The organism is Hyunsoonleella sp. J2K-J805 (genome assembly GCF_057167125.1).
Genome location: NZ_CM169901.1, coordinates 1,314,118 through 1,335,876, shown reverse-complemented (window position 1 = coordinate 1,335,876; position 21,759 = coordinate 1,314,118). Strand labels below are relative to the sequence as shown.

At 34.2% G+C, this 21,759-nt stretch carries 21 protein-coding genes, 2 tRNA genes and 1 pseudogene; 12 read left to right on the top strand and 12 right to left on the bottom strand.

What is annotated here, in order from left to right:
- Position 1: 1 nt before the first annotated feature.
- Positions 2-1,465 carry a phytoene desaturase family protein gene (locus AC1B0Z_RS05845; protein ID WP_483794684.1) on the bottom strand — a complete coding sequence of 488 codons (1,464 nt, stop codon included), beginning with the start codon at positions 1,463-1,465 and terminating at the stop codon, positions 2-4.
- Positions 1,466-1,508: 43 nt separating this feature from the next.
- Positions 1,509-2,411 (bottom strand): MerR family transcriptional regulator, encoded by a 903-nt coding sequence (locus tag AC1B0Z_RS05840; protein ID WP_483794681.1) that lies wholly within the window; start codon positions 2,409-2,411, stop codon positions 1,509-1,511.
- Between the two features lie 246 nt (positions 2,412-2,657).
- On the opposite strand from AC1B0Z_RS05840, the gene AC1B0Z_RS05835 reads away from it, so the two are divergent.
- Together AC1B0Z_RS05835 and AC1B0Z_RS05830 are read left to right on the top strand one after the other, a co-directional pair.
- A complete protein-coding gene (locus AC1B0Z_RS05835; protein ID WP_483794679.1) occupies positions 2,658-4,898 on the top strand; it encodes a tetratricopeptide repeat protein in 2,241 nt (746 codons plus the stop codon).
- A gap of 100 nt (positions 4,899-4,998) precedes the next feature.
- Positions 4,999-5,499: pseudogene (locus AC1B0Z_RS05830) on the top strand (YceI family protein).
- Between the two features lie 9 nt (positions 5,500-5,508).
- Here the strand turns inward: AC1B0Z_RS05830 and AC1B0Z_RS05825 are convergent.
- Positions 5,509-5,592, bottom strand: a tRNA-Leu gene (locus tag AC1B0Z_RS05825).
- A gap of 58 nt (positions 5,593-5,650) precedes the next feature.
- Positions 5,651-5,723 (bottom strand) — tRNA-Lys (locus AC1B0Z_RS05820).
- A gap of 141 nt (positions 5,724-5,864) precedes the next feature.
- On the opposite strand from AC1B0Z_RS05820, the gene AC1B0Z_RS05815 reads away from it, so the two are divergent.
- A complete protein-coding gene (locus AC1B0Z_RS05815; protein ID WP_483794678.1) occupies positions 5,865-6,386 on the top strand; it encodes a shikimate kinase in 522 nt (173 codons plus the stop codon).
- On the opposite strand, the gene AC1B0Z_RS05810 is transcribed toward AC1B0Z_RS05815, so the two are convergent.
- Positions 6,378-6,881: a phosphoribosyltransferase family protein gene (locus tag AC1B0Z_RS05810; RefSeq protein WP_483794676.1), complete on the bottom strand. Its 504-nt coding sequence runs from the start codon at positions 6,879-6,881 to the stop codon at positions 6,378-6,380. The two genes, AC1B0Z_RS05815 and AC1B0Z_RS05810, sit on opposite strands and share 9 nt — an antisense overlap.
- A 29-nt stretch (positions 6,882-6,910) precedes the next feature.
- Positions 6,911-7,282 (bottom strand): RNA-binding S4 domain-containing protein, encoded by a 372-nt coding sequence (locus tag AC1B0Z_RS05805; protein ID WP_130963326.1) that lies wholly within the window; start codon positions 7,280-7,282, stop codon positions 6,911-6,913.
- A gap of 81 nt (positions 7,283-7,363) precedes the next feature.
- Between AC1B0Z_RS05805 and AC1B0Z_RS05800 the strand changes: the two genes are divergently transcribed.
- Positions 7,364-8,362, top strand: a complete 999-nt coding sequence (locus AC1B0Z_RS05800) for an FKBP-type peptidyl-prolyl cis-trans isomerase (protein WP_483794675.1) — start codon at positions 7,364-7,366, stop codon at positions 8,360-8,362.
- Positions 8,363-8,412: 50 nt separating this feature from the next.
- Here the strand turns inward: AC1B0Z_RS05800 and AC1B0Z_RS05795 are convergent, their stop codons facing one another.
- The 4 genes from AC1B0Z_RS05795 to AC1B0Z_RS05780 form a co-directional block, all read right to left on the bottom strand.
- Complete coding sequence (locus tag AC1B0Z_RS05795) at positions 8,413-9,051, bottom strand: outer membrane beta-barrel protein (RefSeq protein WP_483794673.1); 639 nt, start codon at positions 9,049-9,051, stop codon at positions 8,413-8,415.
- Positions 9,052-9,203: 152 nt separating this feature from the next.
- On the bottom strand, positions 9,204-9,893 hold the full coding sequence (locus AC1B0Z_RS05790) for a carbonic anhydrase family protein (protein ID WP_483794672.1): 690 nt from the start codon (positions 9,891-9,893) through the stop codon (positions 9,204-9,206).
- Positions 9,894-10,100: 207 nt separating this feature from the next.
- On the bottom strand, positions 10,101-11,054 hold the full coding sequence (locus AC1B0Z_RS05785) for a transketolase family protein (protein WP_483794671.1): 954 nt from the start codon (positions 11,052-11,054) through the stop codon (positions 10,101-10,103).
- 18 nt (positions 11,055-11,072) lie between these two features.
- Positions 11,073-11,918: a transketolase gene (locus AC1B0Z_RS05780; protein ID WP_483794669.1), complete on the bottom strand. Its 846-nt coding sequence runs from the start codon at positions 11,916-11,918 to the stop codon at positions 11,073-11,075.
- 157 nt (positions 11,919-12,075) lie between these two features.
- Between AC1B0Z_RS05780 and tgt the strand changes: the two genes are divergently transcribed.
- From tgt to AC1B0Z_RS05745, 7 genes are all read left to right on the top strand, one after another.
- Positions 12,076-13,206 carry a tRNA guanosine(34) transglycosylase Tgt gene (tgt, locus tag AC1B0Z_RS05775; protein WP_483794667.1) on the top strand — a complete coding sequence of 377 codons (1,131 nt, stop codon included), beginning with the start codon at positions 12,076-12,078 and terminating at the stop codon, positions 13,204-13,206.
- 13 nt (positions 13,207-13,219) lie between these two features.
- Positions 13,220-14,296, top strand: coding sequence for an LptF/LptG family permease (locus AC1B0Z_RS05770; RefSeq protein ID WP_483794666.1), 1,077 nt, complete (start codon positions 13,220-13,222; stop codon positions 14,294-14,296).
- The gene (locus AC1B0Z_RS05765) at positions 14,283-15,182 is read left to right on the top strand and encodes a DMT family transporter (protein WP_483794664.1); all 900 of its coding nucleotides are present in this window, start codon (positions 14,283-14,285) and stop codon (positions 15,180-15,182) included. The genes AC1B0Z_RS05770 and AC1B0Z_RS05765 overlap by 14 nt, the downstream gene beginning before the upstream one ends.
- Before the next feature lie 67 nt (positions 15,183-15,249).
- Positions 15,250-16,203: an acetyl-CoA carboxylase carboxyltransferase subunit alpha gene (locus AC1B0Z_RS05760; RefSeq protein WP_483794662.1), complete on the top strand. Its 954-nt coding sequence runs from the start codon at positions 15,250-15,252 to the stop codon at positions 16,201-16,203.
- Between the two features lie 166 nt (positions 16,204-16,369).
- Positions 16,370-17,914, top strand: a complete 1,545-nt coding sequence (gene dnaB, locus AC1B0Z_RS05755) for a replicative DNA helicase (RefSeq protein WP_483794660.1) — start codon at positions 16,370-16,372, stop codon at positions 17,912-17,914.
- Positions 17,892-18,293 (top strand): hypothetical protein, encoded by a 402-nt coding sequence (locus tag AC1B0Z_RS05750; RefSeq protein ID WP_483794658.1) that lies wholly within the window; start codon positions 17,892-17,894, stop codon positions 18,291-18,293. Before dnaB ends, AC1B0Z_RS05750 begins: the two co-directional genes overlap by 23 nt.
- 146 nt (positions 18,294-18,439) lie before the next feature.
- Positions 18,440-19,624 carry an asparagine synthetase B gene (locus tag AC1B0Z_RS05745; RefSeq protein WP_483795258.1) on the top strand — a complete coding sequence of 395 codons (1,185 nt, stop codon included), beginning with the start codon at positions 18,440-18,442 and terminating at the stop codon, positions 19,622-19,624.
- On the opposite strand, the gene AC1B0Z_RS05740 is transcribed toward AC1B0Z_RS05745, so the two are convergent.
- A complete protein-coding gene (locus AC1B0Z_RS05740) occupies positions 19,621-20,088 on the bottom strand; it encodes a hypothetical protein (RefSeq protein WP_483794656.1) in 468 nt (155 codons plus the stop codon). The genes AC1B0Z_RS05745 and AC1B0Z_RS05740 overlap by 4 nt on opposite strands.
- 71 nt (positions 20,089-20,159) lie before the next feature.
- A complete protein-coding gene (locus AC1B0Z_RS05735; RefSeq protein ID WP_483794655.1) occupies positions 20,160-20,981 on the bottom strand; it encodes an HAD family hydrolase in 822 nt (273 codons plus the stop codon).
- Positions 20,982-21,189: 208 nt separating this feature from the next.
- Here AC1B0Z_RS05735 and AC1B0Z_RS05730 point away from each other — a divergent pair, with 208 nt between their 5' ends.
- Positions 21,190-21,636, top strand: a complete 447-nt coding sequence (locus AC1B0Z_RS05730; RefSeq protein WP_483794654.1) for a hypothetical protein — start codon at positions 21,190-21,192, stop codon at positions 21,634-21,636.
- Positions 21,637-21,759: the final 123 nt, after the last annotated feature.

Below are 21,759 nucleotides of genomic sequence, written 5' to 3'. Positions count from 1 at the left end.
ATTATTGATTATGGTATTTATTGATAAGTTGCGCTACTAACTTTCCAGAAATTAGCGATGGCGGTACTCCAGGTCCAGGGACAGTGAGTTGACCAGTGAAATAAAGATTTTTTACCTTTTTACTTTTTAATTTTGGCCTTAGAAAGGCAGTTTGGGAAAGCGTATTTGCCATCCCATATGCGTTTCCTTTATAAGAATTATATTCTTTAATAAAATCCTTAACACAAAAGGATTCTTTAAATATAATACTATTTGAAATATCTTGTTGCGTTAATTTTTTAAATCTCGACATAATGATGTCAAAATATTGTGCTCTAATTTCATCGGTATCTTCAATACCTGGGGCAATAGGAATTAAGAAAAAACCAGTTTCACAATCTTTTGGTGCCATGGACGCATCTGTAACAGATGGGAAATTTGCATAAAATAATGGGTCTTTGGGCCATTGTGGATTATCATAAATTTCTTCGGCATGGGTTTCAAAACTTGTATCAAAAAACAAATTATGGTGCTCGATATTTTTTAACTTTTTATTGAACCCTACATAAAATAATAAGGAAGAAGGGGCAAATGTTTTTTTGGACCAATATGTTTCAGAGTATTGTCTGGAAGCTTCGTCAAGTAAAGTTTCAGAATGGTGGTAATCCGCTCCGCTTAGAACGATGTCAAATGTTTTGATTTCCCCGTTTACTTTAATTGAAGTGGCAGTTTTTTGCTCTACATTTATTTTTTCTACTGCACTATTGGTGTATATTTTAACGCCTAAACTTTCGGCCAGGGATTTCATTGCCTTAATAACCTCATACATGCCGCCTCTAGGGTGCCAAGTGCCTAAACCAAAATCGGCATAATTCATAAAGCTGTAAAATGCTGGCGTATTGCTGGGTTTTGCACCTAAGAAAAGCACTGGAAATTCCAGGGTTGAAATTAATTTAGGATTTTTAAATTTTTTCCGAACATCGCCACTAATGGTTTTAAAAAATTGATCTATACGAGTTGCAGTTTCAGGTGTTACTAATTCAAAAGGTGAAATACCAGGTTTTAAAACAACTTTGTTGATGGCAATATCATAATTGGTTGCGGCTTTATCAATGAATTGCCTTAATGGTTTGGAACTACCAGGTTCAATACGCTCAAACTCTCTACATATTTTGTCCATGGTATCTCCAATTGTGATTACCTCATCCTTGAAGAAAATTTTGTAAGCAGGACTAAGCTTGTCGAGCTGATAATAGTCCGAAGTTGATTTTCCAAAATCATTAAAAAACTTTTCGAAGATGTCTGGCATCCAATACCAACTTGGGCCTATATCAAAAGTAAAGCCTTCTTTTTTTAATTGTCTTGCGCGTCCACCAACGGTACTGTTTTTTTCAAATACCGATACGTCAAAACCGTACTGCTTTAAGTAACTACTGGCTGAAAGTGCAGAGAATCCAGAACCAATTATAGCTATTGTTTTCCTCATTGTTTAACAAATATATAGAAAAGTTAAACAGAAATATAATGATTTATAAATCTTTAACAAGATTTTCAATGGAATCAAATGTTTTAACGCGTTCTGGAAGTTGAACATTTTCGTCTAAACCAATTAATTTAGGACCTAACAGTATCAAATCCGTTTTATCATTATTTAATAGAAGGTCATCAAATGCTTTAATGTAGTTAGGAATTTCACTCAATTCTGGGTTTACTGTAAAGTAAGATATAAACGTAATTTCATCAAAAAACTCTAAAACACTTGCCAAACTAGACATTGGCACGCTTTCTCCAAGAAATATTGTGTGATAACCTTTGCTTCTTAATTGATAATTGATGAACAACAAACCTATGTCGTGCACTTCATTATCCGGCAAATACAATATAAATGTTTTGGAAACTGGTTTTGGCTCTAAAATTTGTAAGCGTTCTATATTCAACAGAATTTTTTGCTTTATATGGCTAGTTAAGAAATGCTCATGAGCTGGTGTAATGGTGTCTGTTTGCCACAGTAAACCTATTTCATTAAGAAGTGGCAAAAATATATCATAGAATATATCGCTAAACGTTTTGTTTTCGATAAGATTGTTATATGTATTATAAAACAATACTTGATCAAAATTTAACATGGATAACTTAAATGCATTGATAGCATGGTCTTCAACTTTTGCTCTAGATGCTATTTCTCTAACCTTTATGGGGATTTCTTCTTCCGTGAGATCTGCTATCTTTGAGATTTTGTAACCATTGTTGTTTAAAAACGATATATTCAATAGTTTTTGTAAACTAGCTAAACTGTAACTTCTTATATTGGTATCACTTCTATTTGGAGTCAATAAATTATAGCGCTTTTCCCAAATTCTAATGGTATGTGCCTTGATACCAGTTAGGTTTTCCAAATCCTTAATACTAAAATTTACCTGTATATTGTTCATTAAAAAGCAATTTTTGTTAAACAAAATTACGAATACCTAATGGATAATCCTTACAAAAGTGGCAAAAGTTTTAAAAATTTAACAAACGACATTCGATTGATTCCGTTTTTATGTTCACATAGAACGTATTTTTAAAATTTTACTTAATTCCTTTTCCCTTGAAAAACCTTTGCTGCTGTGAGATTATTAATTATTTTTGATTGATAACTAGGTAATGTTGTCTCCATAATTTCACTGTAGCCATTTATGCGTTCAATCTTTTTGATTTTAACACTTTTATTGTGTTTTTCCTGTAGAAATAATAAAGCAGAATATATTGATGTACAGGATATTAGTGATAAAAAATTCACCTCCTCATATCTAATTCCAGATAATCACTTCGTAGGTGATCAGGCTTGTGCGTCTTGCCATAATGAAGAATTTAAGGATTGGAAAGGGTCTCATCATGATAAGGCAATGCAGATTGCAAGTGCTTCTACTATTCTTGGCGATTTCGACAATAGGCTTTTTAAAAGTCAAGGAGTAACCTCTCGTTTTTTCAAAAGGGGTGATTCATTTTATGTTAATACAGAAGGACGTGATGGCAAATATCACGATTATAAAATTGAATATACTTTTGGAATAGAACCGCTGCAACAGTACATCGTTAAGTTTCCAGACGGGCACTATCAATGTTTAAGAACCGCTTGGGATACCCAGGAACATAAATGGTTTGATTTGTATCCAGATTTTAAGGTGGTGCACTCCGAATGGCTACACTGGTCTAGAGGTGGGCTAAACTGGAATAATATGTGTGCCGATTGCCATTCTACCAATGTTCGTAAAAATTATGATATCGAAACGCATAGCTATGATACTAAATATGCTTTGATTAACGTGAACTGTGAGGCCTGCCATGGCCCTGGAAAGACTCATGTTGAACGCGCAAACACACAAGGCATTAACTATACGTCTGATGGTACGCTTAAAATGACATTAGAGACCCCTCCCAAAGAGTTGGTAGACCAATGCGCAAGATGCCACGTAAGACGTGAGCAGATTTCCGAATACTATAACTTCGAAGGTACATTCTTGGATCACTATTATCCACAATTACTGGCTAATAACTTATATCATCCTGATGGGCAAATCTTAGATGAAGTTTATGTATACGGGTCGTTTTTACAGAGTAAAATGTACCAAAACAATGTAACATGTACCAATTGCCACAATCCACATTCACTAGAGCTCAAATTTCAAGGAAATCAACTTTGTGCGCAATGCCACGACACTAAGGTTTATGATGCGCCATCACATCATTTTCATACAACAAATTCAGAAGGTTCAAAATGTATCAACTGCCATATGGCGGGGAAAATTTACATGGGTAATGATTACCGAAGAGACCACAGTTTTAGAATTCCGCGTCCAGATTTAAGTTTAAAATATGGTACGCCAAATGCATGCACGCAATGCCATACTGATAAAGATGATACTTGGGCTTGGGAGAAATACAAGGTAAACCATGGTGAACCAAAATCTAAACATTTTTCAGATTTATTAGCACCAGCTTTAACTGGAAATTCGGATGGTTTTGAAAAATTATTAGAATTATCAAAAGATACCGTTTATCCCGAATTTGCCCGAGCTTCAGCAGTAAGGGCAATGAGCGATTATGTTACGCCAGAATCTATTGATGAATTATTGAGCTTTATAAATAATGAGTCGCCTTTAATTAGAGGGGCTGTTATAGATGCGTTTAATGATTTAAATACTAGTGACTATGTAAAGTCTTTTTTACCATTGCTTAAGGATGAGAAACGTGCTGTAAGGGTAAAGGCATTTTTTGTATTAGCCGCTCTAGATGAGATGCCAATTCCCGAGGAGTATAAGTTGGTATACAAAAAAGTGGAAAAAGAGTTTAACACACACCTTAGTGTTACAGCCGATTTTAGTGGAGGGCGCGCTAAGAAAGCGGCCTTTTATCTTAAAAAAGGCGATGTGGCCAATGCTATAAAATGGTATGAAAAGGCTTTAGATATTGACGCCCAAAATACCATGATAAGAACAAATCTTGCCAATTTATACTATCAAAGTGGAGACGTTAAAAACGCAGAAGCGGCATTTAAGACCATTATAAAGCAAGAACCAGAATTTGCACAAACCTATTACTCTTATGCTTTATTATTAGCAGAATTGAATAGAACAGATGAGGCGATAAAACAGATGCTTTTGGCAATTAAGTATATGCCAGAAAATGTGAGGTTTTATTATAATTTAAGTTTACTTTATGATAAGGTGAAAAATCTAAAAAAAGCCGAACAAACCGTTGTAAAAGGTTTAAAAATAGCACCTCAAAACGAAAGTTTATTATATGTTTTGGCCTATATCTATCAAAAGGATGGAAAATTAATGAAGGCCAAAAATATTGCGCAACAATTAGTGCAATTATATCCCAACAACCAGCAATATCTATCTTTCTACAAGCAATTAAATACTGCACAATAGTTGTTAATGATATTTTAAGATTTAAATATGAATTCGATACCGTTATATTGGTGTAAAAAGCTAACTTGAAAAAGAAATATCTTAATGAAAACATTGATTCTTGTCCTCATTTATAATTTTACTATTACCCATTAATGCTCAAGAAATTGATACTGAAAACTCTAATATTTTATTTTCCGTCAGCAACATGAAGGTTAGAGCAGTTGAGGGGGATATAAGTGGCATGAAAGGTGAAATTACTTTCGATGAATTTAGCCCTTGTAAAAGTTACATCAATGTTTGTCTTGATGCAAGAACTATCAATTCTGATAATACCAAAAGGGATAACCATTTAAGGGGAGAGGATTTTGTTGATGTTGAACAGTTTCCTAATATTTGTTTTATTTAAAGTATTATTTAGAATAAAGGGGATTCACTGTATGTAACAGGTAAATTATCGTTGCATGGCATAAGTAAAACGGTAAGTATACCATTAGAATATCGAAATAAAGAGTTAAAAAGGACTTTAAAAATTCAGCGAAAAGACTTTAAATTATGGACTAATGGAGGATTTATGGTTGGAAAAGAAATATCAGTTACTATTCGATGCAGGTTTAAGTAATAAAAAAAGTGCACACGAGAGGATTCGAACCTCCACGTCCTTACAGACACTGCCCCCTCAAGGCAGCGCGTCTACCAATTCCGCCACGTGTGCTTATTTTTGAGAGATGCTAAAATAAAAAAAGTTAAGCGATAAAGCTTAACTTTTTTTGTGACCGGGCTGGGGCTCGAACCCAGGACCCTCTCCTTAAAAGGGAGATGCTCTACCAACTGAGCTACCCGGTCTTGTATTTGACAACAAAAATTCCCATTAGCGGGTGCAAATATAGAACGTTTAATTAATAAAACAATGCTTTTTTAATATAATTTTTTGTTTTTTTGCAGCAAGGATATGTATGTTTTTAATAATCAATTACAAGTAATATAATGGTTATAGTTTTATTAGGTTATATGGGGTCGGGTAAGTCATCCGTAGGTAAGATTTTAGCGGAAAAATTAAACTATAATTTAATCGATTTAGACGACTATATTATAGAAAAAGAAAATGCATCGGTTGCTGACATTTTTAAAAATAAAGGTGAAATCTACTTTAGGAAGAAAGAAACAGAATATCTTAAAACATTACTGCAAACAAAAGAGCATACCGTTTTAGCATTAGGAGGCGGTACTCCTTGTTTCGCGGGCAATATGGAGCTTATATCATGTGCTAAAAATGCAGTTTCTATTTACCTAAAGGGTTCTGTTTCATTTTTGTCTAAAAAGTTATTCAAGAAAAAGGCAAAACGCCCATTAATAGCTCATATTGCAACCGAGGCATTAATGCAGGAATTTGTTGGCAAACACCTTTTTGAGCGCGCACAGTTTTACAATAAGGCAAAGTACCATATTGTTACGGACGATAAAGAAAAAATAGACATTGTAGAAGCTATTATTTTAGAATTATTCTAATACAACTTGATGTGTTTTGCCTTTTAAATCTACCTGTACATGTTCATGTAAGGATGTAGATAATGAGATCCCTTTAAAATCCGCTTTTACTGGATATTTTTTATGATTTCTATTTACTAAAACAGCCGTTTTAAATTGCTTTAGAGGAACATCTAAAAAATGTTTTACACTATATATCAATGTAGTGCCTGAATTAAGAACATCATCCACCAAAATTACCGATTTATTGGCGTAATCTTTAGGTTTAAGAGACGTTGATATTGGCTCTAATGGATTTTTTTTATCAATAGTAACCTTACAAAGTACGGATTTGATCTCAGAAATATCTTCAAGAATAGTTTTTAATTTTTTAGCTAAAACATGCCCATTATGTCCAATCCCAGCAATTATTACCTCATTTTCGTCCACATTGGATTCATAAATTTGAAATGCAATACGCTTTATCTTATGCTGTATTTCCTTATGATTTAAAATAACGTTATCCTTTAAGTTCATGAAACTTTGGTAAAAATTAAAGTTTAAAATTAATCATTTTCAGTATTAAAATCGTCAATATCCCTTCTATCTTTTTTAGTAGGTCTGCCAGTTCCTTTTTTTCTGTAATAGTCTTTAGAATATTTTAATAATTCTTGCGCTTCAAATTCGGTTTTAGGAGTGGTATCTGTACGATAAATATCAACGAGTTTTGCAGAAATTCTGTTTGGCGGAATATCATTTACAGTCAGTTGATAATTAATTTGATTTTTACGTAATTCAATTTTATCAGTAGGGTAAACTTCACGACTAGGTTTTACGGTATCGCCGTTTACCTTAATATGACCTTTTTTACAAGCTGTAGTTGCTAAGGTTCTTGTTTTGTAGTACCTCACACACCATAAATACTTATCTATTCGCATACAATTTTTATAAAAACAACGTTAATGTTTTTGTACAAGATTGCATTAAAATTGTATCTTGCACGCCAAAAATAAGCAATAATGAGTTTAAGAAAAATAGGTGCTATAATATTTGTTGTTGTACTTACATTTTGGTCTTGCAATAATGACGACGATAATATCGATATTCCAGAAGTTGTTGTTAGAGATCGTGTGGAGCAGCAAATGGCAGATAACGATTCTATAGTTAAATATTTAACCTCTCATTACTACAATGCCGGAGATTTTGAAGGTAATACTAATATAAATGTTTCAGATTTAATTATTGGAGAAGTGCCAGAAAATGGGGTTTTGCCTAATGCAACCGACAGGGTACTATACACTGACGATGGAGACGATACCAATGATGCTGTGCAGGTGAAAACTACTTTATTTGCTGACACTGAATACAAATACTATATTTTACAATTAAATAAGGGCGAAGGCAAAACTCCAAATTTTTCAGATAGAGTTAGGGTAGTATATGAAGGGTTTTTACTTAATGAAACTGTTTTTGATGCAGTAGTTACGCCAATTGATCTTGATTTGGTAGGAAATGGTGCTGATGTTTCAGGTACTATTGTCGGTTGGAAAAAAGTGTTTCCACAGTTTAACGCTGCACAATCATTCGATGAAAATGGAGATGGTACAATAACTTTTGACAATCATGGTTCTGGGGTTATGTTTCTGCCGTCAGGTTTAGCATATTACGCAAATACGAGACCTGGTATACCAGCATACTCTCCATTAGTTTTTAAATTTGATTTATTGCAGACTTTTGAGACTGATTATGATTTAGATGGAGTCCCTTCACATTTAGAAAAGTTTGTAACAACTGGAGAGTTTGGTGATCAGTTTTTTGCTTCAAATGATGAAGATGAACCAGATGATGATACAGATGGTAACGGCATACCAGATTTTGTAGATCCTGATGATGATGGTGATGGGGTTTTAACCATTAATGAAGATATTGATGGCGATGGCGACCCAACAAACGACATGAGTCCTATTAATCCTGGTTTGCCAAGATATTTAGACCCTGAAGCTAACGATTCAAAATAAAAAAAGCCCACTTTTTAGAAAGTGGGCTTTTCTATGTTGTTGAATTGCGCTTATAGGATAATCGCTAAACTTAAAATTAATTGATCTGGTCGTGTATCTAATCTACTTTGAGGATTTCCTCCTATATTATTATTTATGAAGCTGGCTTCATTATCACTAAAACCTCTTTCGTATCTTAGGTCAATACCTACTTTCTTTAAATTAAAACTTATTCCAAAATTAAGTCCTACCGAGAAATCGTTTTCAATATTATTTATTGAGATATTATCGAATTCTGAATCTAGTATGTATTGAAAAGAAGGGCCACCAAATACGCTTAAGGGACCTAAAACTTTTATACCAACTAATACTGGAGCATCTAGTTTGCTCATTTCGAAACTATCATTTCTGTAGTCACTTTTAGTTTTTGTGTAAACTAATTCTGGTCTTAAATATACTTTTTGTCCAATTTTGCCAAAAATACCCACGTGATACCCAATATTTCTATCGGGATTTTCGGCATTATCTCCTATAGACTCGATGTAATCACCATTTCCATTATAGTTTAACCCGCCTTTTAAACCAAAACCAGTTTGTGTTTGCGCAAAACTGGAAAGTGATAAAAGTACAACGGCTGCTAGTAACAGAATGAGTTTAACCGTAGAAAATTGGCTTTTTAGTTCCTTTTGTAATTCATTCGATTTTTTCATAATTATTCGTTTTAAGATTTGATGTCAAGTATAATATCAAAAACGTTGCCAAACGTTAAATATTTTAACAAATAAGATTAATAACTCAAAAAGGTTCTCTCAAATTAAATGATTTGAGAGAACCTTTTATATCAAGATAGGTGGTTCTTTTTTTATATGAAGTCTACCTTACCGGTATCCATGTCATAAACAGCACCTACTATTTTTATCTCATTACTATCTTCCATTTCTTTAAGTATAGGGCTCTTTTCTCTAATGTCATTTATAGTTTTCTTTACATTTTGCTCACAAACCATATGTACAAATTCTGGATTCTTAGAGGTTTTGTCGCCATCATAAGAACTACTTAACTTTTCTACTACAGGCCGAATTTTAGAAAGCATAGCAGTAATATTGCCTAATTTTACATCATCAACCGCTGCTTTTACAGCACCACAGTGCTCATGACCCATTACAAGAATAACTTTAGATCCTGCAACTTTACAACCAAACTCCATACTACCTAAAATATCTTCATTTACAAAGTTACCAGCTACACGCGCTACAAAAAGATCGCCAATTCCCTTATCAAAAACATCTTCAACAGGAATTCTGCTATCTAAACAGGATAAGATTACTGCTTTTGGGAATTGCCCATTGGTTGTTTTTCTTATCTGTACAGTATGATCTCTGGCGGTAAGCTCATTATTTACAAACCTATGGTTGCCTTCCTTTAAACTTTTAATCACACTATCAGGTGTTAATTTAGCTTGTTCGTCAGCTGTTAAAACTTTTTCTACTAAAGGCTTTATTTCAATGTTTTTTCCTTTGTATTGAAGGGTTATTTTAGAAGTGTCGCTCATAATAAATGGTGTTTTATTCCTATAAAGATAAATGTTGAGTTTTGTAAAAGAAAGACTGATCCTTAAATGTTAACGTAAATTTATGGTTTTTCTAGTCTTGCAGAAAAACTTAAACCAATTTCCTATTATCTTTTATAGAGAAGAATTTTCAAAAAAAAGGTTTTGTCAACTAAGACAAAACCTTTTTTATTAAGTATAATAGAACTTTTATTTTCTTGAAATTACTTTTTTAGCTTTCTCAACAATGGCAGTACTATTTAATCCGTATTTATCCATGAGTTGTGCAGGTGTACCAGATTCTCCAAATGTATCATTGGTGCCGACAAATTCTTGAGGAGTAGGGGTGTTAATCGCTAGCAGTCTAGCAACACTTTCACCCAAACCACCAAAAATATTATGTTCTTCAGCAGTGACCACACATCCTGTTTTAGCAACTGATTCCAATATAGCAGTTTCGTCTAAGGGTTTTATGGTGTGGATATTGATGACTTCGGCAGAAATTCCGGATTCATGTAACACTTTTGAAGCTTCTAAAGCTTCCCAAACTAGATGTCCTGTGGCTACAATAGTAACGTCTGTTCCTTCGGTAAATTTAATGGCTTTACCAATTTCAAATTTTTGATCTGCAGGCGTAAAAATTGGAACGGACGGGCGTCCAAAACGTAAATACACGGGGCCTTCATATTCGGCAATTGCTATGGTAGCAGCTTTTGTTTGATTGAAATCACATGGGTTAATTACCGTCATTCCCGGTAACATTTTCATCATCCCAATATCCTCAAGAATTTGGTGAGTTGCACCATCTTCACCTAAAGTTAAGCCAGCATGCGATGCACATATTTTTACGTTCTTTCCTGAATATGCTATAGACTGACGAATTTGATCATAAACGCGTCCAGTAGAAAAGTTGGCGAAAGTTCCCGTAAATGGAATTTTTCCTCCAATAGTTAAACCTGCTGCAATTCCCATCATATTAGCTTCTGCAATTCCTACTTGAAAAAAGCGTTCTGGGTTTTCCTTAATAAACTCGTTCATTTTTAATGAACCGATGAGGTCTGCACAAAGGGCAACCACATCTGGATTGGTTCTACCCAGTTCAGCTAAACCAGCTCCAAAACCACTTCTAGTATCCTTTTTTTCTGTGTATGTATATGTTTTCATTATTGTTTGAGTAAGTGGTTAGTAATCTCCCAAAGTTTCTGGGTTTTGTTCTAAGCCTATTGCCAATTGTTCATCGTTCGGCGCTTTTCCATGCCATGCGTGTGTATACATCATAAAATCTACACCATTACCCATAACAGTTCTAAGTAAAACACAAACAGGTTTTCCTTTACCAGTTTCTGCTTTGGCTTTTGCCATACCGTTTAAAACAGCTTCAAGTTTATTACCTTCTTCAATATCTAAAACAGTCCAACCAAAAGCTTCAAATTTTGCTTTTATACTTCCCATTGGTAGTACATCATCGGTCGAACCATCAATCTGCTGTCCGTTTAAGTCGATAGTAGAAATTAGATTATCAACTTTTTTTGCTGAGGCATACATTATGGCTTCCCAATTTTGCCCTTCCTGTAACTCTCCATCACCATGAAGCGTATATACTATTTTATCATCATTGTTTAGCTTTTTGGCTTGTGCCGCACCAATGGCAACACTCATACCTTGCCCTAAAGAACCAGACGCTATTCTTACTCCAGGAAGACCTTCGTGTGTCGTAGGATGTCCTTGTAAACGAGAATCAATTAATCTAAATGTATTTAACTCTTCAACTGGAAAATATCCAGCTCTAGCCAAAACACTATAAAATACAGGTGAAATGTGCCCATTTGATAGAAAGAACAAGTCTTCACCAATTCCGTCCATTTCAAATTCATCTTTTCTGTCCATAATTTCGTTGTATAGTGCAACGAAAAATTCAGTGCATCCTAGAGAGCCTCCTGGATGTCCAGAATTGACCTTGTGTACCTGTCTCAAAATATCTCTTCGTACTTGTGTACAGATATCTTCTAAGTGTTTAATGTTTGGCATGTTAAATTATTTTTTGCAGCACAAAAATAGGGTATTGCAATAGTTTTACAAAGCATTAATATTCTATTTTTCATAAATCTACTTAAACATTAAGTAGTGCTGAATAGTTTGTTTTTTTTGCTATAAAATATGTAGGTTTGCGGCTGGAATTAGGTATATGAAATTCAATTTAAAGCAAACAGATTCCCAAAGTAAAGCGAGGGCTGGAACTATTACTACCGATCATGGTGTTATTGAAACGCCCATTTTTATGCCGGTAGGTACTGTAGCCACTGTAAAAGGAGTACATCAACGCGAACTTAAGAAAGATATCAATCCTGATATTATTCTTGGAAACACTTATCATTTGTATCTAAGACCGCAAACCAATATTATTGAAAAGGCTGGGGGACTTCATAAATTCATGAATTGGGACAGAAATATTTTGACCGATTCTGGTGGCTACCAAGTCTATTCACTATCAGCCAATAGAAAGATTAAAGAGGAAGGCGTAAAATTTAAGTCACATATTGATGGTAGCTATCATGTTTTTACACCTGAGAATGTGATGGAAATTCAGCGAACCATTGGTGCGGATATTATTATGGCATTTGATGAGTGCACACCATACCCTTGTGATTATAATTATGCCAAACGCTCTATGCACATGACGCATAGGTGGCTGGATAGATGTATTAATCATTTAGAAAAAACACCTTTAAAATACGATTATAGTCAAGCATTTTTTCCGATAGTTCAAGGAAGTACATATAAAGATTTACGAATTCAATCAGCGGAATATATTGCGAATGCCGGAGCAGTTGGTAATGCCATTGGTGGTTTATCGGTTGGCGAACCCGCCGAGGAAATGTACGCCATGACTGAGGTAGTTTGCAACGTTTTGCCAGAAGACAAACCAAGATATTTAATGGGAGTGGGCACTCCAATCAATATTTTGGAAAATATTGCGTTAGGTATTGATATGTTTGATTGTGTAATGCCAACACGAAATGCTAGAAACGGAATGTTGTTCACCGCTTATGGTACCATAAATATAAAAAATAAGAAATGGGAAGATGATTTTTCGCCTATTGATGATATGGCAATTACATTCGTGGACACTGAATACAGTAAAGCCTATTTGCGTCATTTGTTTACAGTAAATGAATTATTGGGAAAACAAATCGCCACAATTCATAACTTGGGGTTTTACCTCTGGTTGGTTCGCGAGGCAAGAAAACATATATTAGCAGGGGACTTTGCAGCATGGAAAAACAAGATGGTGAAACAAATGGATAAACGATTGTAATAGGCGCGCTTAGGTGAAAATTCTAGATTGGTACATATTAAAACGTTACTTATTTACATTTTTGATGATGTTATTGCTGTTTATTCCAATAGGAATTACAGTGAATTTAGCTGAAAAAATCGGGAAGATACTAGATAACGATGTGCCTTTTAATGAAGTAGCGTTGTTTTATTTAGATTTTACAATTTATTTTGCAAACCTACTCTTTCCACTTTTCTTATTTTTATCCGTAATATGGTTTACTTCAAAATTGGCAAATAATACCGAGATTATTGCTTTTTTAAGTTCGGGTGTGTCTTTCTCAAGATTCCTTAAGCCGTATTTGTATGGTGCTTCAATTACCGCTGCATTTGCGCTTTTTTTGGGGATGTTTTTAGCACCAGAAGCTAGTAAAGGCTTCAATGAATTTGACTACAAATATTTTAAGAGAGGGAAAAGTGCTGTGGACAATAAAAATGTTTACAGGCAGATAAATGATAACGATTTTATATACGTAAGCAGCTACGATTCTAAAAACAAACTAGGGCAGAATTTTACGCTAGAGCATCTTGAAAATAATGAACTAGTATATAAAATTAGTGCTCGAAGCATCAGATATATTGATAAAGACTCTTCCTATAGGTTGATAGATTATGTAAAAAGAAAAGTTGGGCCATTAGGAGACACTTTAGAAATTCAAAGGAGAAAGGATACATTGTTTTCTTTTGAAGCTGAAGATCTTACACCTGTTATTTATATTGCTGAAACCTTATCATATCCAGAGTTAACAAATTTCATAAAAAAAGAAGAAGCAAGAGGGTCTTCAAATATAGGACGTTATAAATTGGTGCTGTATAGAAAATGGAGTTTACCTGTTTCAATATTTATTTTAACTATTATCGCCGTTGCGGTGTCGTCCATAAAACGTCGTGGTGGTATGGGGGTTAATTTAGCTCTTGGTATTTGTATCGCCATGGTTTTTGTGTTTTTCGACAAAATATTTGGTGTAATGGCACAACAATCTAACTTTCCTCCAGTAATAGCAGTATGGTTTCCCAACTTCATTTTTGGTATTTTAGCTATCTATCTTTTATATAATGCCAAACGCTAAAGCTAAGAATTACCTTCATTTACATCTTTTAGTATTTATTGCTGGTTTTACGGCTATTTTAGGAAAAGAAATTTCAATCACAGCAATTCCATTAGTGTGGTATCGCATGGCTATGGCAACCATCTTAATGTTTCTTTTTATAAAGATTAGAAAAATTAAGTTAAAAATAGACAATAGGTCTATTGTGAGACTATCATTGGCAGGTATCATCATTGCATTACATTGGATTACCTTTTTTGCTGCCATAGATGCAGCCAATATCTCCATCGCATTGGCAATGTTTTCAACCGGTGCTTTTTTTGCCTCTTTTATAGAACCAATATTTTACAAAAGAAAAATTATTGGCTACGAAATTGTATTTGGAGTATTAGTGATTATAGGGGTATTCATCATCACAAAAGGTGAAATAAAGTATTTAACTGGTATTATACTTGGTATTTCATCTGCATTTTTTTCATCCTTATTTGCGGTGTTAAATGGCGTCTTTCTTAAGCGTCATTCCGCAACTGTCATATCATTTTACGAATTTATTAGTGGCGTATTTTTCATTTCCATATTCATTACTTTATTTAAAGGAGGCTTTTCTGCAGACTTTTTTAAACTAAGCACTAAAGATTTTTGGTATTTATTTATACTGGCTTCCATCTGTACTGCTTATGCCTTTATTGCAGCCGTTTATGTTATGAAACTTATTAGCCCGTTCACCGTCGTACTCACCTATAATTTAGAACCCGTTTATGGAATATTACTGGCAATTATCCTATATCCTGATAGTGAAAAAATGAGTGCAGATTTCTATTATGGCGCAATAATGATAATAGGAACCGTAATATTAAATGGTATTTTAAAAAACAAACATGCATTCAAACGAAAACAAATCCAATGATTTCTAAAATTGAAACAAAATAAATTCCTTAGTTTTGTATGCTAACTGAAAACCGAATTAAGTTCTTATGGAATATTTAGAATTTGAATTACCAATAAAAGAGCTCGAAGATCAACTTCAAAAATGCAAAATTATTGGAGAGGAGAGCGAAGTTGATGTTACTGAAACTTGCGAGCAAATTGAGAAGAAGCTAAAAAAGACAACAACTGATATTTATAAAAATCTTACGCCATGGCAGCGTGTACAGTTGTCAAGACATCCTAATAGACCATATACCTTAGATTATATCAAAGCCATTTGCGGTGACACATTTTTAGAACTTCATGGAGACAGAAGTTTTAAAGATGATAAGGCCATGATTGGAGGTTTGGGAAAAATAGGTGACCAAAGTTACATGTTCATTGGCCAGCAAAAAGGGTATAATACAAAAACACGGCAGTATAGAAATTTTGGTATGGCAAACCCTGAAGGCTATAGAAAGGCACTGCGGTTAATGAAATCTGCCGAAAAATTTGGAATTCCAGTAGTAACATTACTTGATACACCTGGGGCCTATCCAGGATTAGAAGCTGAAGAACGAGGTCAAGGTGAGGCCATAGCCAGAAATATTTTAGAGATGACACGCCTTAAAGTGCCTATTATAACCATTATTATTGGCGAAGGTGCTTCTGGTGGTGCATTGGGTATAGGTGTTGGAGATAGAGTGTTGATGTTAGAAAACACTTGGTATTCGGTGATCTCTCCAGAATCCTGTTCATCTATTTTGTGGCGCAGTTGGGAGCATAAGGAAACTGCTGCGGAGGCCTTAAAATTAACTGCAACGGATATGAAAAAGTTGAAGTTAATAGACGCTATTGTAAAGGAACCATTAGGTGGAGCTCACAGAGATAGGGAAAAAACATTTAAGACAGTAATTACGGCTATTGAAAAACATTTTGGAGAGCTAAAAAACTTATCACCAACAGATTTGGTGAACCAAAGATTAGAAAAATACTCAAATATGGGAGTGTATAAAGGGTAACTCCTTTAAAGCCAAAAGATAAAAAATCTGAAGTTTTTGCTTCAGATTTTTTTTGCGGTTATTAACAATAGAATTAAGTTATTAACAGTTCTTTTGTTAATGAAGCGTTCACAACGAAAGTCTAAATTTTTAAAATGCAAGACTTTATTTGTATATTTTCGTGGCCATGAAGCAACCTAACCAAATAACAGGGTATAAAGTAGATAAAAGTACGATTATCAACCTGGAGAAGGGCAAAATACCTCCTCAAGCAGTTGATTTAGAAGAAGTTGTGCTTGGAGCAATGATGATTGATAAAAAAGGTGTTGATGAGGTAATCGACATTTTGAGTCCTGATGCATTTTACAAAGAGGCACATCAACTTATATTTGAATCCATTTTTCAGTTATTTGAAGGAAGCGAACCTGTGGACTTATTAACCGTTTCCACGCAACTAAAGAAAAACGGAAAACTGGAAATGGTTGGTGGCGATTTTTACCTGATTTCGTTAACGCAAAAAGTATCATCTTCTGCTCACATTGAGTTTCATGCACGCATTATACTTCAAAAGTTTATTCAGCGAAGCTTGATTAAAATTTCAAACGAAATTATTGAAGATTCGTACGATGAAACCAAGGATGTTTTTGATTTATTGGACAAGGCAGAATCAAAACTTTACGAAGTTACTCAAGGGAATATTAAAAAATCCAGTGAAACGGCCCAAGAATTAGTAATTCAAGCCAAAAAGAAAATTGAGGAAATTTCAAATAAAGAGGGTTTAAGTGGTATTCCAACAGGGTTTCATAAGCTGGATAAACTTACATCGGGTTGGCAGCCGTCTGATTTGATTATTGTTGCAGCACGTCCCGGTATGGGTAAAACTGCACTTACGCTTTCTATGGCCAGAAATATCGCAGTAGACCAAAATATTCCAGTAGCTTTTTTCTCATTAGAGATGGCATCTGTGCAATTAATTACGCGTCTTATTTCAAGTGAAACTGGATTATCGTCAGAAAAATTGAGAACTGGAAAATTGGAAAAGCATGAATGGGAGCAACTAAATGTAAAAGTAAAGGATTTAGAAAAAGCGCCATTATTTATTGATGATACACCGTCATTATCCATCTTCGATTTACGCGCAAAAGCGAGACGCCTATCCTCGCAGCATGGTATCAAATTGATAATGATTGATTATTTGCAGTTAATGACAGGCGGAAGCAGTCATTCAGGAAATCGCGAACAGGAAATTTCGATGATTTCTAGAAATCTTAAGGCTTTGGCTAAAGAATTAAACGTTCCGGTAATTGCATTATCTCAGTTATCCAGAGCTGTTGAAACGCGAGGTGGTAGTAAAAGACCTTTGCTGTCCGACTTACGTGAATCTGGAGCCATTGAGCAAGATGCTGATATTGTTAGTTTTATTTACAGACCAGAGTATTACAAGATTGACGAATGGGATGATGAGGAGCGCACACCAACAGAAGGGCAGGCAGAATTTATTATAGCTAAGCACAGAAATGGTGGTCTGGATAATATTCGATTAAAATTTATCGGCCATTTAGGTAAGTTTGATAATTTGGACGATTTTGATTCACCTTTCGAATTCCATAGCAAAATGAATGCAGCGGCTAATGACGATACGTTTAAAACAGATAATTTTACAGCAAGTCCGGATCAAGCTTTTGGAAGTTCTTTTAATGATGAGGAAGATGATAACGATGTACCTTTTTAAGATAAAAACAGTCACAAAGTATACATGTTTGCTGCTGTTTTTAGTAACATTTATTTCCTGTGGGGGATCAAAATCAATTGGCTCTTCTACTGCAAAAGCTGTTAGTTCGGATTCCAAGGCATATTATGTTGAGAGTTCTGGCTTATCCCAAGAGGATGCCGTCATTATTTATGCTAGCGGTAGTATGGAGGGCATTCCATTAGAATATGAGTTTATTCGCAAAAAAGAAGGACGGAGAGGTTTTGATTGGAGTTTAGTGCAACAATCTTTAGTACATGATGGGGATAAGAGTTACGATGTAATTATTATTAAAGACCTAAAAGAGGACAAAAAGAGGACTTATTATTTTGATATTACAAACTTTTTTGGAAAACTATAAATCGTAATCTTTTCTTAAACAATTCTTGCAATCCACTTTTTTAATTATCTTTCAAAGAAATTATTTTAAAATTGAAAAAGATAATTCTTGTATTATTTTTGATTGGATTATGCTATCCTGCTTATGCATCCTATATCCTTGTCCCAATGGATGCAGAAACTCAAAAAAACCATCTAAAGGCTTACGGGATTACCTATTGGACGCTAGAAAAGCAGCTAAAGGTAAAATGGTTATTGAATTACAGGGGAGGCTCTTTTTTATTACCAGATACTGAGGCAATTCAGCAAGAATGCCAAATTAGAGGTGTTTCCTTTGAAGTTATTTCCAATGGAAAAGCCGAAAGCATTCTTGAAGAGATAGCAAGTCCAAGTCAAAATATGGAAGCTATCGTTTTGGAGAAAGCTCCAAAAATAGCTGTTTATACGCCTAAAGGCAAACTGCCATGGGACGATGCTGTTACTATGGTTTTGAAGTATGCTGAAATTCCTTATGAAACCGTTTATGATGAAGAAGTTTTAAATGATGGGCTTTTACTTTTTGATTGGTTGCATTTACACCATGAAGATTTCACAGGGCAATACGGCAAGTTTTACGGGATGTATCGCTCATCATCTTGGTATATACAAGAGAAGAAAGAAGCAGAAGCACTGGCAACAAAACTTGGATACGCAAAGGTATCTGATGCAAAACTAGATGTTGCACTAAAAATACGCAATTACGTTTTAGGCGGAGGCTTTATGTTTGCCATGTGCAGCGCTACTGATAGTTTTGATATAGCACTCGCTGCGGAAGGCATTGATATTTGCGAACCTATGTTTGATGGCGATGGTAGCGACCCCGCATATCAGAATAAAATTGATTTCAATAAAACTTTTGCTTTTACCAACTTTCTATTGGAAAGAAACCCCAAGGTTTATGAGTTTTCGTCGATAGATACTACACGAAAGCGCGCTATTTCTAAAACAACAGATTATTTCTCTCTTATGGAGTTTTCTGCAAAATGGGACCCAATTCCAAGCATGCTATGTCAAAATCATACAGCATTAGTTAAAGGGTTTATGGGACAAACCACCGCATTTACAAGGGATGAAATAAAATCCAATGTATTGATAATGGGAGAAAACAGAACTAATGGAGAAGCCAAATATGTTCATGGCATTAAAGGTAAAGGGTTCTTTACATTTTATGGTGGTCATGACCCAGAGGATTACCAACACAGGGTAGGAGATCCAAAAACAGAGTTAGATTTACACCCTACTTCACCTGGCTACCGCCTAATTCTTAACAACGTATTATTTCCTGCAGCAAAAAAGAAAAAACAAAAAACCTAATTAGTCGTTTCAGTTACAACCTTACGTTTAAAGGTGTAAACAAATCCGTCTGAGCCAGTAGCACCAGATGATTTGATGTTCTGATTTACGATTAAATCTTCTTCTGTAGGGGTGAGTAACCCTGCATATTCCTCGCCATTGATAAAAAGAATAGATTGAGAGTGGTGCACAGGGATAGAGATAGAATAAACTCCAGTATCTAAACCATCTTCTTGAGAAATGTCCAAATTATGATTTTGTACATTTAGAAATCCATTGCCCACAAGGTCAACACTAAAAACCCATATAACGGTATCAACTTCAAAATCAATATCAACAGCAGCAATACCGCCAGAAACATTTGTTAAATGCCATTGAAAAACTTGTGCTTCTTGTTGATCTTGTATTTCTGGGGTATTATCATTAACACTGCAACCAAGTATGAAGAATAGCGATATTATTAGAGCTATAAACTTAAAATTCATGATAAATAGGTATGTTCTTTTTTTATAATGATGTATAAAATAAGTAAAGGTTGCGTAATAAAGATAAAAACTTATGGTTTAGCAACCAATTTTTCTTTTTCTTCCAATAGCTTTTGAAGTATTACTTCAACTCCTAGGTCGTTATTGCTTTTAGTTTCAAATCGCGCAACTGATTTTACTGAAGGATGCGCATTTTCCATTGCAAAACTAAAATAAGCATTTTCAAGCATCTCCAAGTCGTTATTGTAATCTCCAAAAGCTAAAGTCTCCTTTGAACTTATACTATATTTTTGTTGTATTTGTTTAACGGCTGTGCCTTTATTAGCAATGTTTTCAGAAATATCTACCCAATGCGTAGCTGATAGTTTCACCTTAAATTCTGATTCTAGTTGCTTAATATGTGGGTATATAAATTTTTCAGAACTTTCTTCATGAAACAAAGCAATTTTATACACCTCTTCCTCAATGGTATCTGTATTGTCAATTACCTTGTAATTATGGTAGTATTCTGATAATAACCCTAGCAATTTTTCAGATTTGCTCATCACATATGCTCTATGGCGTGTGCAAAACACTGGGTGCGCATTTTTAATTGTGTTAATTATTTTAATAAATCTAATTAGATTTTTTTGTTTAATGGGGTTGGATAGAAGCACTTTGTCATTTATAATCGCTAAACCACCATTTTCTGCAACTATAAGCATATTGTCTTTTATGGTGCTTAGTTTATCTACCATCCCATAATAAGGTCTGCCACTTGCGGCAACAAATATGATATTGTGCTTTTTTAACTTTTTAAAAAGTTCAAAAAATAAAGGGCTTACTTCGTGTTGGGCATTTAATAAAGTGCCGTCCATATCAGTGACTACAAGTTTTACCTGTGATAAGTTCATGTGCTAAATTTAAGCGGTAAAAGTACTTTATTAGTTAGGATGAAAAAACGAATAGTATAATTAATTCTTAATCAAATATGTATTTTTTAATTTAATTAGATTGAATTGGAAGTACGATTTAAGTGAAATTTGTTTAAAAAAATCGATAAAATGATTGTTTTTTACGATAAATTACATAAATTAGCGGTCTAAACCCAAATCATAATCCATGAAAACGAATTTTTTTTTTCTTAGTTTTTGCTTTTTATTAATTTCTGGTGTCGGTTTTGCACAAAAAAAGAAACAGCCAAAAAGTATTATTAGCGATGGCGTAGCGATAAAAAAATATCATAGTAAAGATGAGCTAGATAGAATGGCAAAAGGTGAGTTGCTGGTGCTGTATGTTGAAAGAATTGAAAGCTTGGTAAAACTAATACCATATATTGCATTTGCTACAAAACCTGGAGTTACCATGTCTAGTTTAGGTATTCCAAATGATAGTGATAATAGAAAAGCTTTAGACGATCAATTTGATGCTACGGATGAGTTTTTAGATAAGAACTCAGAATTTCAAAAACGAATATTACCTTATTCTGATACCAATGATTTGGTTTCTGCCATAATATTTTACGAAGAAACTCTAAAATCGCTGCATGAGTATAGCGAATTTCATTAAGTAAGAAATACATAATATCGGCGTGAAAACAAACCCAATCTTATTGGGTTTTTTGTTATTTGTTTTAAATTTTAGTGCGTTATTGTGAGATAGATGTTTTTATATATTAATGTAATCTAATTC